8 protein-coding genes are annotated in these 17,609 nt (G+C 31.4%); all 8 read left to right on the top strand.

The genetic code is table 11. The features are described from left to right. Positions 1-121: 121 nt before the first annotated feature. From LNQ81_RS00335 to LNQ81_RS00300, 8 genes are read left to right on the top strand one after another with little or no spacing between them, the layout of a single operon-like run. Positions 122-1,108: a type IV toxin-antitoxin system AbiEi family antitoxin gene (locus LNQ81_RS00335; protein WP_058699635.1), complete on the top strand. Its 987-nt coding sequence runs from the start codon at positions 122-124 to the stop codon at positions 1,106-1,108. Next, entirely contained in the window at positions 1,098-1,946 is an 849-nt protein-coding gene (locus LNQ81_RS00330) for a nucleotidyl transferase AbiEii/AbiGii toxin family protein (RefSeq protein ID WP_229944196.1), read from the top strand. Before LNQ81_RS00335 ends, LNQ81_RS00330 begins: the two co-directional genes overlap by 11 nt. Before the next feature lie 7 nt (positions 1,947-1,953). Beyond that, positions 1,954-3,951, top strand: a complete 1,998-nt coding sequence (mads2, locus tag LNQ81_RS00325; RefSeq protein WP_058699623.1) for a methylation-associated defense system DNA methyltransferase MAD2 — start codon at positions 1,954-1,956, stop codon at positions 3,949-3,951. A gap of 2 nt (positions 3,952-3,953) precedes the next feature. Continuing rightward, the gene (gene mads5, locus LNQ81_RS00320; protein WP_058699624.1) at positions 3,954-5,315 is read left to right on the top strand and encodes a methylation-associated defense system restriction endonuclease subunit S MAD5; all 1,362 of its coding nucleotides are present in this window, start codon (positions 3,954-3,956) and stop codon (positions 5,313-5,315) included. Further along, positions 5,306-9,754, top strand: coding sequence for a methylation-associated defense system protein kinase MAD6 (gene mads6, locus LNQ81_RS00315; RefSeq protein WP_058699625.1), 4,449 nt, complete (start codon positions 5,306-5,308; stop codon positions 9,752-9,754). Before mads5 ends, mads6 begins: the two co-directional genes overlap by 10 nt. 2 nt (positions 9,755-9,756) lie before the next feature. After that, the gene (gene mads7 / locus LNQ81_RS00310) at positions 9,757-11,313 is read left to right on the top strand and encodes a methylation-associated defense system protein MAD7 (RefSeq protein ID WP_229944195.1); all 1,557 of its coding nucleotides are present in this window, start codon (positions 9,757-9,759) and stop codon (positions 11,311-11,313) included. A gap of 9 nt (positions 11,314-11,322) precedes the next feature. Continuing rightward, positions 11,323-16,731 (top strand): methylation-associated defense system ATP-binding protein MAD8, encoded by a 5,409-nt coding sequence (mads8, locus tag LNQ81_RS00305; RefSeq protein WP_058699621.1) that lies wholly within the window; start codon positions 11,323-11,325, stop codon positions 16,729-16,731. After that, the gene (locus tag LNQ81_RS00300; RefSeq protein ID WP_058699620.1) at positions 16,732-17,412 is read left to right on the top strand and encodes a PP2C family protein-serine/threonine phosphatase; all 681 of its coding nucleotides are present in this window, start codon (positions 16,732-16,734) and stop codon (positions 17,410-17,412) included. It begins immediately after the preceding gene. The last annotated feature ends 197 nt before the right edge of the window (positions 17,413-17,609 follow it).

Raw genomic sequence — 17,609 nt, 5'->3', positions numbered from 1 at the left:
TAATACTCAAAAAACAAAAAAATGTTTTTGCTGAATTTTGGTTACTTTTATTTTGCGAATGTTAAAGTGTTCATTATATTTGAATGTTCATTGTCATTGAACGGTTATAAATATTGAACACATGTATAGAGATAATGATTACATCTACGATGCCATCACAGCATTACAAGAAACATCTAAATTAGTTATAGAAATCTATAGTAATAGAGGTGAATATGATGGTATAGTAGATATTGAGGGAGAGCAATTTTATATGTTTGCAAAAAAAGATGCAAGATTAATTCATGCAAATCTTATTGTAAATGAAATAGTAAATCATCAATCTTTTAAGAAAGAAAAAAATTACATAGTAATTGCAGATTATATAGCAAACGAATCAAAAGAAGTATTTAAAAATAATAACGTAAATTATTTAGATACCTCAGGTAATGCCTATATATATACTAAAAAATTAAGGATATATATTGATGGTAGAAAGAAGAGTAAAAATGAAACGAATAGTTCAGGCTCTAAAATATTTCAAGATGCTGGAATTAAACTTCTTTATGTATTATTAAGTAATAAAGATGCTATTAATTATTCTTTAAGAGAATTATCAGCTAATGCGGCTATTGCATTAGGCTCTGTAAGTAATATAATGAAAGAATTACAAGAAGAAAACTTCATTATTAAATCATCTAAAGGCCGTCATTTAAAAAACAGAGAAGTACTACTTCAAAAGTGGGTAGCAGCCTATAATGAAGTATTAAAACCAAAATTATTTCGTAAATCATACCTAATTAAAGATGGTTTTGAATTATCTAATAACAATGATGTTTTATCTTACCAAATTGGCGGAGAATTAGCTGCCTCAAAACTGACGAATTACTTAATTCCAAAAGATTATGAAATTTATTATTCAGAAGATTTAATTGATATAGCTAAACAATTTAAATTAATTCCTGACAATAATGGAAATTTAAAAATTTACAATAAATTTTGGATTGACAATAACGAATCTTATAATCAGACATTAGCTTCAAATCTAATAATTTATGCAGATTTAATAGGAACTAATAATGATCGTAACCGCGAAACTGCGCAAATTATTTTAGAAAATGGATTATAAAATTGAAAGTAAGAGAATAAACCATCCTCTAATAAAACCTATACTTGAATATTTAATTCCTTTTTTCCAAAAAAAAGAAATTAAGTTTTATATCATCGGTGCTACAGCTCGAGATATTATTTTGGAATTACATAATGAACAATCTGGTAGAGCTACACGTGATTTGGATATTGCTATTGCAATAGAAGATTGGGATAAATATGCCGAAATTGAAAACGACTTAGTTCAATTACCAAACTTTAAAAAAGATACACATCAAAAACAACGATTCATTTACCTTGATAGTTACGAAATTGATTTAGTTCCCTATGGAGAAATAATGCAACAAGACGATAAAATCTATTGGCCCCCAGATGAGGAAACAGCAATGAATGTTCTAGGATTTAAAGAGGCAGAAAAGCATCTCGTTAATGTCAGTATAGATAATCAGATTGAAGTAAGCATTGTTAATCTTGCTTCTATTTTTTTATTAAAATCAGTCGCTTGGAGTGACCGAAACATTACCAGCTCAAAAGATGCAGATGATATAGGATTTATTCTAACCAATTACCTATCCATTAATCAGCAAAGAGCAATTGATGAATTTTATGATGATATATATACAATCGATCCTTTTGATACTATTGTAGCTGCAGGAACCTTAATGGGAATTGATCTAAACAATATGATTAAAGAAAATTCTGCAACGCAAGAATTTTTGTCTAATGTAATCGATCAAGAAATCAAACTAGGTGTCGAAAGCCGATTATTCAATCAAATCATAGAAACCAACAAAACGATAAGCTTTGATCAAATTTATCAAGCTTTCATTCAAATTAAAAAAAATATAACACAATAATTATCCAATGCAAACGCAAGATATCATATTAGAAGACAACCAATTGATTTGTATTCTAACAGAAAATATTAAGAAGGCTTCTTCTCAAGAAAAAAATATTCAATCCATCATTCGTATGCTTAACGAAGAATATGGATTCGATATGGCAGATTTGGCTCGTGATTTTAATATCACATTTGTAGATCCAGATACCGGAAAAAATAAAAAACAAAAATTAGAAGTAGTCGTATTCGAAAAAGAGACCGATCATACCCAAGACAATATCATTCGTATTGCCGTAGTTCAAGACGAAAAAATTAAAGAAAACGATAAGAAAAAAGGAGTTACTCCTACACTAGAAAATGCAGTAGCAGCAGTAGAAAATTGTGAATTTGGTTTGTGGACAAATGGACAAGACATCAAATATTTGCAACGCGAATACGATGTATTTGATAATGAAAACTTTATCGACTTAGCCGATTTCCCTGGACAAGGAGAAACAATAGAAGACATAGATCGTGCCGATCGTTCACACGCACGTAAACCTGCCAACGATTCTTTAATCAAAGTATTCAAACGTTCACACGATTACATCTATGGTAACGAAGGCCGCAAAAAAGATGCGTTCTGGCAATTGCTGTACCTTATTTTCTGTAAATTATACGACGAAAAACGTCGTTTCTTAGCATACGAATCGGGTGAATCTTACCGTCGTAAATTCTGGGTTGGTGTCAAGGAACAAAATACAGAAGATGGCCGTAAACAAGTTGCAGAAAGAATTAAAAAGATTTTTGAAGAATTAAAAAAATCCCAAACATTCTCAGATGTATTTGATGGAAATGAGGCAATTGATTTAACAGATAAAGGTGTCGCTTTTATTGCGGGTGAATTAGCCAAGTACAACTTCTTAGATGCCACAGTCGATGTAAAAGGAATGGCGTACGAAACCATTGTAAGTAACACCTTAAAACAAGAAGCCGGACAATTCTTTACACCTCGTAATATTGTAAAAGCAATGGTAGAAATGCTTGATCCTAACGAAAATACACGTGTATTAGACCCTGCGTGTGGTTCTGGTGGATTCTTAGTAATGGTATTAGACCACGTTCGAAAAAAAATTGCTAAAGACTTATATCCGGAGTTAGATGGCGTATTATTGGCAGATAAATTTAATACTTACGAAGTCAACGAACGAGTAAGAGAATACGCAGAGACAAATATTTTCGGATTCGATTTTGATCCTGATCTTAAGAAAGCGGCGCGTATGAATATGGTGATGGCAGGTGACGGTCACGCGAATATTTTCCACGTCAACTCATTAGCGTATCCACAATGGGAGCATCCAGAAGAAATTGCTAAAATTAAATCAGCGATCGATACCAGTGTCGAACGTATGCAAGACATCATCGAGAATTACACGTCAGATGCGCGTGGCAAGTTCGATATGATTTTTACCAATCCTCCATTCGGAGCCAAAGTAAAAGTAGATACAGAGATTGCTGAAAAATACTTCTTATCCAAATATTCAGATGCACCAGAGGTATTATTTATCGAAGCCTGCTACAACCTATTAAAACCAGGCGGTAAAATGGCAATTGTATTGCCTGATGGTATTTTAGGGAATCCTAATACGTTGCCTGTACGCGAGTGGATTTTAGAAAACTTTAAAATCTTAGCCTCTGTCGATTTAGCCGTAGAAGCCTTCTTACCACAAGTTGGGGTACAAGCGTCTTTATTATTTTTAGAAAAGAAAACCGATTTACAACGCAACATTGCCAACGAAGGTAGCGAAGACTACGACGTATTTATGGCAATTGCCGAAAAATTAGGAAAAGACCGCCGTGGAAACCCAATTTATGTGCGCGACGAAGATGGAGCCGAAATCTTATTTCCAACCACGACCGAATATGTGGTGAAGGACAAAGAAGAAAACGCTATCGTAAAAGCACGTACCGAAAAATTAAGAAAGTTAGATGACAATTTACCGATGATTGTGGAAGCCTATTATGAATTTTTAAATAAGTAGAAATGAAATTTACAGAAATAAAATCTAATTCTATTTTATCAAATAATTTCATTTTGAAACCAAATTATCATATGAATTATGGTAAAAAAAGAATTGAAAGTTCAGCTTATAAAGGTTTGCAATTTGATACATTAAATAATGTAACTGCATCTATATTTACTGGAGGTATTTTTAAAAGAGTATTTGTAGAGGATAAAGAATATGGATATCCATATATTTCTGCAACTCATATGATGAATACAAATCCACTTGATGTAGCAAAGTTAATTTCAAAAAAATATACACCAAGATTAGAAGAAATGACTTTAAAAACTAATCAAATTTTGGTTAGTTGTGCAGGTACAATTGGAAATGTTAGACTAATTACGAGTGATTTATCACATGTAGTAGGGTCTCAAGATATAATTAGAGTTGATTCAGATAATACTAAAATGCCATATGGTTATATTTATGCATATTTAGCATCTAAGACAGCTTATAATTTTATGCAGTCTTATATCTATGGATCAGTAGTTCCAAGGATAGAGCCGAAAACTTTAGGTAATTTACCAGTCCCAATCCTATCCGAAGAAAAACAACAACAAATCCATCAATTAATTGTGGACAGTGCCAACCTTCGTGTAGAGGCTAATAAGTTGTTGAAAGAGGCGGTGGAGGTTTTTAAGTTTTTAGATACTACTTATAAAGCAGGAACATATAATGTTAAAAATATTTCATCTAATACGATAAATAATTTTAAAAAGAGATTTGACGCTAATTATAACATAATTAATAATTATGTAGATAATATAAAATCTAATCAAAAAATAGAATTTATTAAAATAAATGAGTTAACGGAAAATATTTTTATTGGACCACGAAGTAAACGTAATTATATATCAAATGGGATTCCATTCCTATCAACATCAGAAATGCAGAAAGCTAATCCTACAAAAACTGAAAAATTTGTTAATCAAAATGTAGGAAAGGATTTTCAAGTTAAAGAAGGATGGTTGCTAACAACTCGTAGTGGTACTTTAGGAGATACTATTTACACTCTTCCTTGTATTAATGATTTTGCAGTATCAGAAGATGCAATTAGAATTCAGTTTAAACAACATTCGATACTTTCTAATAAATATGTTTATGCATTTCTAAAATCTAATTTAGGTAGAAATTCATTATTAGCTGGGTCTTATGGCTCTGTAATATTACATTTAAATGAAGATTATGTAGGGAATGTTGAAGTACCTATTTTAGAAAAAAATATCATCAAGGAAATTGAAGAAAAAATTGATCTCCATTTATTTAATTTAAATGAGGCAATTTTAAAAGAAAACCAAGCAATTAATCTAATTGAAAACGAAATTGATGCATGGCAATAACTAAACAACCAACATACTTCAACCAGCAAGTAAATGCAGGGGAAGAAAAACTACTAAAATTCTTAGAAATCAATTTACCAGATGATTTTTATCTAATTCCAAACATCGAATTGGTCTCTACCAATCCGCATAACAACCAAACACAGTATTGGGAGTACGACTTAGTAGTCGTGGCTCCTCATGCCGTGTTCAATATAGAAAATAAAGATTGGCGTGGCCGCATCGAAGGCGACGAAACCAACTGGTATCTAAACGATCATCCACGTAAAAATCCTTTACGTACCAATCGTCAGAAAACTGCAATTCTACACAGTAAATTTAAAGAAATAGATCCGTATTGGGGGCAAGTAAGAGTAATCAATATGCTTACATTGTCTTACGACAATGTATTAGACCGTTACTTAACCCCAGAAGACGAAAAATTAACATTCGATTTAGATAAAAGACTAATTAATTTTCTTACGGATGCATCAGAAGTCAACAAAGCAGAAGATGCTATTGCAGATATTCAGCACAAAATTGTTGACTACTTAACGGGGCAACAAAATAAAAAGCGTGTAGAAGAAAAAACACAAATATTTGAATACGAAATTGTAAAGATTTTAGATCAAACCAATTTCTATACAGAGTATTTAATCAAATATCCTGGGGCTTCTTCTACCTTTCGTGTAGCCAAAGAATTTGCATTACAAGTAGCTGGTCTATCACCTATGGATTTAAAAAATCGCGAAGATAAAATCCGTAACCAATACAATGCATTAAAGAATTTGAATGGTAAACCATTTATTTTAAATGTAGATTTCCGTTTCGATCCAGAAAACCATTTGTTCTACGAAATCTCCGATTTCTTAGCCGATCGTTCCTTACGTGCAGAAGCAAGAATCAAAACCTTTACCTTCAACGAAAAGGTACAGTTTCTTAAAAACATTATGGTAGCTTTACGTTCAGCGCACGAACAGAACATCTATCACCGCGACATTAGCCCAGATAACATTTATTTAAATTCTGGTTTTGCTTATTTAGCCAACTTTGGAAAATCCTATTTCTTTGAGCACGAAGAAGAAGGTTATACCGTAATGCCAAGTATTACCGAGCAAAATGTTACGCCTTACCAACCTCTTGAATTAACAGTGGGCGATGTATCGGCAGTTACAGACATTTATGCTTTAGGGGTATTAGCGTACTGGATGTTTTTAGAAAAAGAACCATTCAAATCACCATACGAGTTAAATCAATTAGGAGGTCATCTACCAAAGCATTTAATGCCTACAACGATCAATCCGCATTTACCACAATGGATTGATGAGTTCATTAATAAAACCATTCAGACCAATGAAATGGATCGTGAAGCACAAATCGAAAAATTATATGAATTTATCGAAGAAGCCACGAATCTACATACCAAAGGATTTAACGGGCATCAAGAACCTGCAACGATGCCAATGGCTGTTCCTTTCGACGAGCTAAAAGAAGGGGACGACATAGGCGATTATACCATTTACAAAACTTTAGGTAAAGGCGGATATTCGCGTGTATTTAAAGTGAAACACAAATTACAAGGCGAGTATTATACCTTAAAGATGTTTAACGAAAGTGTAAATGTCAATTCGGTAATCGATGAATTTAAAGCCTTAGAACAAGTTTATCATCCAAATATTGTAAAGTTCAAGTGGAATGGAACGACTTTTTCTGGTCAATTCTATACCTTAATGGAATATTTGGAAGGAGATAATTTAGGCGTGTATTCACGTACAGAAGCCAAATTACCAATCCATCAAGTATTTAATGTAGCCAAAGATATCTTGTCGGCTTTAGTGGAAATGCAAAAAGTAAATCCACCAATTATTCACCGTGACATCAAACCACAAAACATCATTTGGGACAAAGGAGAACGTTTTGTATTAATCGATTTTAATGTGGCTACTGCCATCGATAACAACCAAGATTATGTAGGTACTAACCCATATTTAGCACAGGATTTAATTTACGATGGATACAAAGTAAAGTGGGACTTAACAGCCGATTTATTTTCGTTAGGGGTAACATTATACGAGCTATTGACGAAAAAATACCCATGGACACCAAGTAAGTTACCATTGATTCATGCGCAACCAAAAGATCCAAAAGAATTTGAACCAAATGTTTCAAGAGCTTTTGCAGATTTTATCTTAAAAGCAATTAAAACAAATAAAGAAACACGTTTCCATAATGCAGAGGAAATGTTAGAAGAGTTATTGCGTATCGAAAATGATATTTTAGAATTATCGGAAGATACAGGTGAAATGAGCAATCGTGCGCATTTATACCACATACAAATTTCGATTCGTCAAGAAATAAATGGTTTTGATGTCAAACTTTATAACAGAAATAATACATATGTAGATTTACATGAATCTATTCATAATGTATTAAGTCGTTTCAAAGAAAACTTAACCAAATATAAATCGTCACTTGATTTAGGGAAACCAATCAAGTTGGTCGTAAAAGTAGACGATGAATATATTATAAACGAAGTATTTTGGCAAGGGGGTGCTAAATCATTTACTGATGGAAATGTAGAGCGTATTTACCAAGATTTAACAGAACTTTTTGATAAAAACAAAGAGGAGCTAAAAGTTAAGAAGATAAATACAGAAGGAGTAAATATGGTCGATTACCTAAACTCCTTATACTCGCAATCCAAATACGGAAATTTCGGTACGCGTGTCAATCTTAATGGAAATACATTAGATAACGATACCTATACGTCTACAAAATTAGATCGTAAATTAATTCCAGCCATTGTAGATGGAAAATACAAATTAGTCATCATCACAGGGAATGCTGGAGATGGAAAAACTGCATTTGTCAAAAAGATTGAACAAAACGCCAATGTCAAAGAGTTAACTCATTTCGAGCACAACAACGGCGCACAGTTTAAAATCAATGGCGTAAAATACGAAAGTAATTATGATGGTTCTCAAGATGAAAAAGGGTTTGAAAACAATGATGTATTAGATAAGTTCTTTAGTCCTTTCGAAAATTTACAGAACTATAACAAAGCTTCGGAAGGAAGGATTATAGCCATCAACGAAGGGCGTTTAGTGGAGTTCTTAACTACTTCAGAAAAGCACAAAGGTTTGGCCTATGCGATCGAGAATTATTTCTACGAAGAAGGCTATTCGCAATTACCAGAGGGGGTATTAGTCATCAATCTAAACTTGCGTTCGGTGGTAGCACAAGACGAAAACGAAGAATCCTTATTCAAAAAACAAATTCGTGCCTTAACCCACAAACAATTATGGACGAAGTGTGAAGGTTGTGAATTTGCTCATCACTGTTTTATCAAGTACAATGTAGATTCATTCAATGATTCTGCCGCTGGTCCAGAGATTATCAATCGTTTAGAATGGTTAATCAGAACAGTTAGTCTAAAAAGAGAGTTGCACATCACCATGCGTGATTTAAGATCTTTCATTGCATTCATCATCACCCGTGATTATGCTTGCGAAGACTTAAAATCAATTCCTCGTCTAACAGAAGAAGATATTGTAAATTATTGGAATTTATATTATTTCAATATTTCGAATCCTAAAATTCAAGACTCTGGAAATAGCGATCGTTTAATCAAAATAATTCGTGAAACAGATATTGGTGAAGTGGCTATTCCTAAATTAGACCGTCAATTATTTTTTAGTCCACATAGGCCAAAAGATTATCTAATCTTTGGAGAAAGAGAGAACAATCTATTGGATGAATTTAATGAACAAAAAGCATTAAGCCCAGTGCATCAACAAAATGCAGAAACAATTGCTTTAACTAAAGAGAAACATAAAACATTTGTACGCCATCAGTATTTTGAAGGAAACATCAATTTTGATGAAATAAAACAGAAGGAACAAATTCAGCTAAAACCAACATTTCTAAATAGAATTCCATATCAATCTATTTTTGAATTTGTACAAAGCATTAAGGCTTCCGATAATTTAGAGGAATTGAAAGTTTCGCTTTCTAAAGCCATTTCTATAAACGAAGGTGCGAACAATAACAAGATTGCTGAAAAGTATTTGATTTTATCATCCAATGATATAAAAGATCCATACGGTAAAGCATTTAAATTATTGCCATTAGAAGATTTTGAGTTAATAGTATACGATACAAGTCATTTAACAAAATACCTAGAATACGAAACAGATGCATTGATATTTAGACATAAGAAAATGCCGAATATTGCTCTAACCATTTCATTAGATTTATATGAAATGTTATACTTTATTCACAAAGGTTTTAGTCCTTCATTAAATGATATGAAAGGGAAATTCATTGAATTGATCGTATTTAAAAACTTATTAGAAAATCTGAATTACAATGAAGTGGTAGTTACCGCTAATAATAAAGATTTTTTCAAAATAAGTAAATCAGTTGAGAATAAAATTGAAATCAATCCTTTAGTAGTATAGATATGGCAATTAAATTAAGTAAAAACGAAGGTGTTTTCAGAAATGAATTGATTTTAACATCTGATGCAAAAGGAAATAATATCGACAGTACTTTGGTGAATCTTTTTATGCTATTAAAACATAACGGGATTCGTCCGAAGCAAAGAGCTTCTAAAGGTCAATCATTAGAAGTCGATATAGAAAAGATAATTCATTATTTTAAAGCTTTAGAGGAACAAGGCCATTTTCATGGGATTACTGAAAATAAACAAGCGGTAGAAATTTGGATTAGGCAAAACTTAGCAAATTTTGTAAATAGAGGAAATTTAGAAAAAGAAAAAATAACTTCCTTAAAACCTATTCATTTAGAAAGTTACAGAATTAGAAATGCTAAAGTTTTGAGAGATTACTTTAGTGCAGACCAGGTGTATTTAATGCTTGGACAAAAGCCTGCGATCAAAGAAGAATTAAAAAAATATTTAGTGCAAGGATGGGATCCGCAAACCAACGAGTTTCTTCAAGGGAATAGTTTAGATGTGGATAGTTTAGGGATACTTCATATAATCAAAAATATAAAACCTGGATTTATTGATAGTAATAGTGCTTTGAACCAAATAAATCCTTTACTACCAAAACAAGCCGAATTATTTTGTGATGATATTCATCGTCTGTTGGTGTACAAAGAAATCATTCCACGTTCGGTATTAATTGAATACATCAAAACCATAACATCATTTCATTTAGCACTATATAGTTTTAAAGTAATTAATTATTTACCTAAAATGATAGAAAACAATTCAATTGAGGTTAATGATGATTGGAAAGTAGTGGTTGATGTGACGGATAATTTTGAAAGCAAAATTTCGCAATTTGCAATAAAAGATGCAGAAATTAATTACAATGCAATTTATAATTATTTAAAAGCTGGTTTCCAAATTAATGCTATATTAACTGTTTTTGATTTAGATAAAAACAATTCAAATAATTTAATTACTGCTATTAATAAATTAAATAGTGATAGTAATGAATTGGATTTTACTTTTAATGCATATTGGATTCATTTTAGAAATGATCAATCAGACGAAGAAAAAGAATTGATTGATGAAATGGTAAAATATGAAAACACTTCATTTGATAAATATGTAGAGATGTTAATGAAGGTAAAAGGAGGATATCAACTTAAGTATTATCCTACTTTTTTAGATAGTATTTCTCAAAAGAACAATGACCGCGGTTTTTTAGCACAAGGGCGAAGCAAGAAACATCCAAGACGTTTTGTGTTAGGTACACGTTTGTTAGAAGCTTTAGTACAAATTCAGGTACTTCATTTAGAGGAAGGTAAATTTATTACCAAAAATGTATCGATTGAAGATTTAATGGAAAATCTAAAAAATCGTTACGGTTTAGTAATTAACGGATTAAATGAAGAGGAATACCGCAATGCAGATGTAAACACAAACTTAGCATTCAAAGAAAATGTAGACGCCTTTAAATCTAAATTGAGACAAATAGGATTTTACAACGACATGAGTGATGCCTACATTTTACAAAAGGTTAGACCTAGATACGAACTAAAATAACCAACAACAATGACAACGACTCAAAACTATACATATTATGATTTCATTGTAGACATTATTCTACAACAGTTTCAACATGAATTTGCCGAAGCGAAACCTGGACATTGTATGAAAATTACAGGCTTGGCAGATGAGCAATTATTTATTTTGCTAGATAAAATAAGAACCCACTATCCTAAGATGGATAGCTTTATTATTAATGATGCCGAAGTGGGGGATAAATACATTTCTGCAACTAAATTAATTGAGTTAAGAAACAATCAATCCAAGCCAATTTTAATTTTAATTCCTTCAAATTCAAGAACAGCTGCGGAAGATTCTTATGGTAATGCAACCTTCAAAGATTTACAATTAGAAAATATAGATCGTATTCTAGTAGATCAATTATTCAAAAAAATACCAGAAGAAAAGAAGAGAAGCATACAAACCATTGTTGAAATATTCAATATCAATAAAAATAATAATCCTGCTTTAGCCAAATATTTAATCTTACTTGAAGAGAATAATTATGATGATAAAGCAATTGGAGAGTATTTATTTTTAATTGGTGGATTACCAGACCATAAATTATTAGAAGATCCTTCAGTTGCGCGTGCAAGATTGATTTTAAACCAAAAGAGTCTTAATATTTTAGCTTCTTTTAATAAATCAATATACGAACGTGTGGATAGTTTAGAAATCGAAAAAGATTCCATTCAAAAAGAGTTAATCCAATTCTTTAGAGAAGAAAAAAATATTGCTAATAAGTCAGATATTGTTGAAACCATTTTCAATAAATATCAAAATTTATGCTTTGGAAATTGGAAAATTCCTAATCTAAATTTTGACAATCTTAATCTAGAAGTAACAAATATCTCATCTCCTAATTTTGTAATGGAAGATGGCGTAAAGGTTTTAAAAGCCAATGAAGGGACAAATGTCAAAGTAAAAGTACAATTTACAACTACGCCTCCTCCAAACCAAGTGGAAAGTTTACATGGTTTTAGAATCGTGTTAATGGAAGCAGATGGTGGGGCTGGTCAAGAAATTACAACGTTAAGAAAATTAAAAAACTCGAAAGCAGCATCTATTTTTCGTTCGGCAGACATCGAAATTAATTCCAATACAACAGAAGAAATGACATATTTCTTCAAAGTATATGCGGAAGATGAACACGGAAATATTCTAAATGCTAACGACGATTTTGCAAGTGATGCCATACAAAAAGCTTGGGAAGAACAAGGGAAAACCCCAGAGGCAAAAGCTGATCTAAACTTTAAATTAAAGTCTGATTCAGAAGATTTTTATTTTGCAATTGACGAAGCTGAAGAGGATTTAAAAAATATCCGTAAGGATAAATTAAATAACGTTACGCAAGCGCATTTTAAATTCAATTTAGATAATTTAAAAAATGGAATTGAAGCCGATTTTCCTATTCCTGCAGAAAGTGCTAATAGCTGGTTAAACGATGAAAAACCAAAATTAAATTCAACTTTTTATATCAATTATGGTGTAAAGTTCAATTACCAAATCATTATATCTTCTAAGTTAAGATATTTAGAAAATGAATTGTTAAAACAAGAAGGTAATTTTGGACATTTATACGCAAAATTGAATCCTAATTTCAGTGCGCTTAATTTCGATGGATGTGAGTTTAGATTATCGCCTTTAAATGAAGTCGTGCCTAAAAAAGTTAAAGAGGCACGTAGTAAGTTGTTTAAAGCGATAAAAGAATCAAACGAAACAGAAAATGGTATTGTTGAAACAGTAAATTTAGTCGAATTAAAAGAAGAGATCAAAACATACTTAGAGGCTTACAATAAATGGATCAAAGATTTAAATCACAAAATTAATAAATCGGTTGAACATGAAGATAAGGAACAATTAAAGTCCTTATATGCGGATATTCAATTTTTAGATTTAATAAAAGTAAAAACGCTATTACCAACAAAAGAATCTATTGAAATTCTTTTATTATCGCCATTACATCCGTTAAGATTAAGTTGGATGTTAGAGTTAATCGAGCGCTTTGAATTTTGGTACAAAGAAACACTGATCTATAAAGATCATGACAAAGAATGGTCTGCGTTGCAAAATTTGTTCTTAGGCGATTTAATCCCTTCGAATAATCCCTTCGTTTTTGCTGATCCTAAATCATTTGACAATTACGAATATCTAGGTGAAATTGCTTTTGGATGGGGAATTTATGTCAACGAAGCAAATAAAGGAAAAAACGATTCATTAGCGCCTAAAACATACCAAATCAAACAGTATGTAGCGAATTTGTTGAACATTCCAAATGGGAATGAAGTAGATACAAACGTAAGTAAAAGTTTAATCATTAAACACCTTAAAAATTACTTACAACAGCATCCTTATGTTGATAAATTAGTGTTAAACTTATTTAATGTGGGGGATGCAAATAAGTTTGCAGAAGCGTTTATTGATATTATCAAGATTAAAGAATACGTTGATATAAAATTTGAGGTCAGATTATTCGTAGCGAAAAATAATATCATTGAACCTGGTGATGCGTTAAAGGATTTGATTAACCCTGAAAGAAACGTATCTGAAGAGGCTGAAGCTTTCTCACAAGCATCAATCAATCGTTTGTTTCCTAAACTTAGATTTTCAATCAATAACATTGAAGATTTCTTAGCCAATCCAAGTGTCTTTAATGCACATGTAAGTTTTATTGTAAATCCTTTTTCTCCTAAAATTACGCTTACTAAACCTGTATTTAAAACTAAAAATGAGTTTTTAAATGGGTTGATTTTTCAATCGAATACCGATGGTAGTTTCGATGAAATAACGAATGGGTTCAAATGGGTAAACTATCAAAACATAGCCAAAGAAAAAGAGAAAGTAATCAATACTACATTTGCGAATATTCAAGAGAATATTGCAGCTACTTTAGCAGCGCATCAAACCGATGCCATTCCTGCTATTGAATTAAATCTTTCCAATAGAGACAATGTGCTTTTAAGCAATTTGCATGAATTTTCGGATTGGGTTATTACATTTGATAAGTTCTTAGGTCCTCAAATTTTTGATCAACCGTCAGAAGATAACAAGATCCCTTTCTTACTTGATTATATTCCTGGGGAAGAAATTTCGGGTATTTCGTCTTATCTGACAACAAAACCGAATGAAGAAATTTATAGTTTAATCGCACCTCATTTTGAAAAATTTAATGTAGATATTGAAAGGGAAGAAGATAAAATTTCTATACAAAATATCCTTGAAGATGTTCGTGCGTTAAGCAGCTCTTTAATTTTACAATTGAATTCGTCTAAGAATAGAGCATTTGAAGTAATCGGGTCTGCATTCTCTAAACGTGTCTTAGATAAAAAGCATTTGTTGAAAAACGCATTTATTATTCCTATTGATTTACACCAAAACCTATTCAATGAATTAGAGACTAATTCTAAAAGTAGAGCGGATAATTTATTCATTAGAATAGATCCAAAATCAAGAGAAATTAATTGTTCGGTTTTAGAAATCAAGTGCCGTACTTATTTAAATGTACAAGAAAGAGAGGATTTAAAACTGAAAATGTTGGAGCAAATTGACAATACAATTTTTGCTTTAAAATCACATTTTGACCCAAATAATTTTAAAACAAAAGATCGTTTAGATCGTGAGATAAAAAACAAAGAATTTAAAAATCTTCTAGAGTTTTACATCCAAAGAGCTTTTCGATACAATTCCTTAGAAGAAAATTCATACAGGGCTTATTTAGATTTTATTCAAACGCTTGATAATGGATTTACAATTAAATTCAATAGGCTTGGGTTTATTTTCGATTTTTCTTTTGATCAAAAGCATTTAAAACAAGTTTTTGATGATAATACTACCATTTTTACCTTTGGTGAAGGGTTAATTAAAGATATTTTAGATCCTAATTCTGATTTGAATACATTAAGATTAGAAGACTCTAAATTAAAAGAAGAATTAATTAAATCGTTAGATTATAACGATAAATTAAAACAATTTGTTGGGAAATACAAGGCGAAACTTAAGGCGAAAGAAAACGATACGCAAGAAGAGGTAGAGGTTGAGCAGGAAGGTAAAGATGACAAAGAAATAGATATTCCTACAACTACAGAAACTCCTACTAGCTCAAATCCTGAACCAATTGTTCAGATAGAAACTACTGAGAAAGAATTGGTTGACGAGGGAGCTGCTACAGCAGCACAAAATGTAGCTGAGGAACAAGTTGAATATGCTATTCCTAAATACGATATTTTAATTGGAAAATCATCAGATTCTTCTCAATATGGTATGTTAGGGACTTCTATTCATAATAAAAAAATTGCTATTGATTTATCTGAAACTAATACCATCAGTTTATTTGGAGTGCAAGGTGGTGGTAAAAGTTATACCATCGGAACATTATCTGAAATGATATTAAAACAAGTAAATAATATCAATAAATTAAGTCATCCATTAGCTGGAGTAATTTTCCATTACAGTGAAAGCATGGATTATGAGCCTGAGTTTACTTCAATGATTTATCCTAATGATGTAGAACGTGAAACAGCGATTTTAAAAGAAAGATATGGAGCTGAACCTAATAATATTGAAGATGTTATTCTTTTAACGCCATTTGATAAAGTGGAAGAACGTAGAACTCAATTTCCTTCAATAGAAGTAAGACCAATTGGATTTAATTCGAAAGAACTAAATGTACAAGATTGGATGTTTTTATTAGGGGCAATAGGAAATGAATCTTCTTACATCAAGCAGTTAAAAGCGATTATGAAAGAAATGCGTCGTAACATTACGCTTGAAGGACTAAAGCAAAGTGTTGAGGATTCGTTATTATTATCAAACGCTCAGAAAGCTTTAGCAAGACAACGTCTATCTTTTGCACAAGAATACATTAACGATGAGTTTTTCTTAAAAGATGCGATTAAACCAGGTCGTTTGGTAATTGTAGATCTTAGAGATGAATTTATTGAAAAGGATGAAGCTTTAGGTTTATTCGTCATCATGTTAAATATTTTCTCTGGTGTAAAAGAAATTGATGGGCATTCATTTAATAAGTTCATTGTTTTTGATGAAGCGCATAAGTACATGGACAATAAAGATTTAACGAATAACATTGTAACTGCTATTCGTGAAATGCGTCATAAAGGAGTAAGTATTATGATTGCGAGTCAGGATCCACCAAGTTTACCTAATGAAATTATTGAGTTAAGTTCGGTTGTCTTAGTACATAAATTCAATTCACCGCAGTGGTTAAAACATATTCAAAAATCGATTACACAATTAAGTGCATTGACGCCTAATGATATGAGTATGCTAAAACCTGGGGAAGGTTTCTTATGGGCTTCAAAAGCTACAGAAAATGCAATAACAAATCAGCCTCAAAAAATTAGTACGCGACCAAGGTTTTCTAAACACGGTGGGGCTACATTAAAAGCAGATAGATAAATGGAACATATCACCTATTCACACATAGGAAAAAGAAAAAGTAATGAAGATGCAGTTTTTGTAAAAGAGCTGCATCCAAATTCCTTATTCGCTATAATTGCGGATGGCATGGGTGGTTATGAATATGGAGAACAAGCGGCAGAACTGATAATTGAAAACTTACTCACATATTTTAGTTCATTAAATAATAATTCGTATTCTAAAAATGATATTGAGAATGCAATTAAAAAAGCAAATTTAGCAGTAAAACATTTCAATGATAAAATGGCTGTTAAATCTGGTGCAACAATGGCAGGTGCAATCATAAACAATGAAATAACACAAATATTTTGGATAGGAGATGTTCAAGTTGATTTATTTAAAGGGAATGATTTAGTTTATAAGACAGATCCTCATACTTTAATACAAGATTTGAAAAAACAATTAGAAGTAGTCCCTATTGAAATGATTCAAAAATATAATCATATCGTAACGAGAAGTATTTCAGGTAAACGTGAGATTATTGATTACGGATATCAAGAATTTAAAAATACTGATTTTGATACGTTAATTATTTCAAGTGATGGGGTACATAATTGCATCAACACTTCTCAATTATTAGAATTTGAACTGGCAAGCATAAATAATTACTTATCATTAAATGCGTCGGATAATAATTCATATATCAGAATAAATTTATAATTTTGATATAGAATCAAACGATTCCAATCATAGCTTTAAAACGTTCGTAATAAGGTGCACACATCAATTAAAAAAAGTGAATACCCCCTATTTATAAAGCATACGAAGTAAAAGAGGCTAACCCTCTTTCTCCGCTGATTTATAAAAGATAACTTTTCAAAAGTCATCAAAAAAGTACAAAAACCTATGATTCATAA

It is taken from the genome of Myroides oncorhynchi (assembly GCF_020905415.1).
Classification (GTDB): domain Bacteria; phylum Bacteroidota; class Bacteroidia; order Flavobacteriales; family Flavobacteriaceae; genus Flavobacterium; species Flavobacterium oncorhynchi_A.
This window is presented reverse-complemented; position numbering and strand designations above follow the sequence as displayed.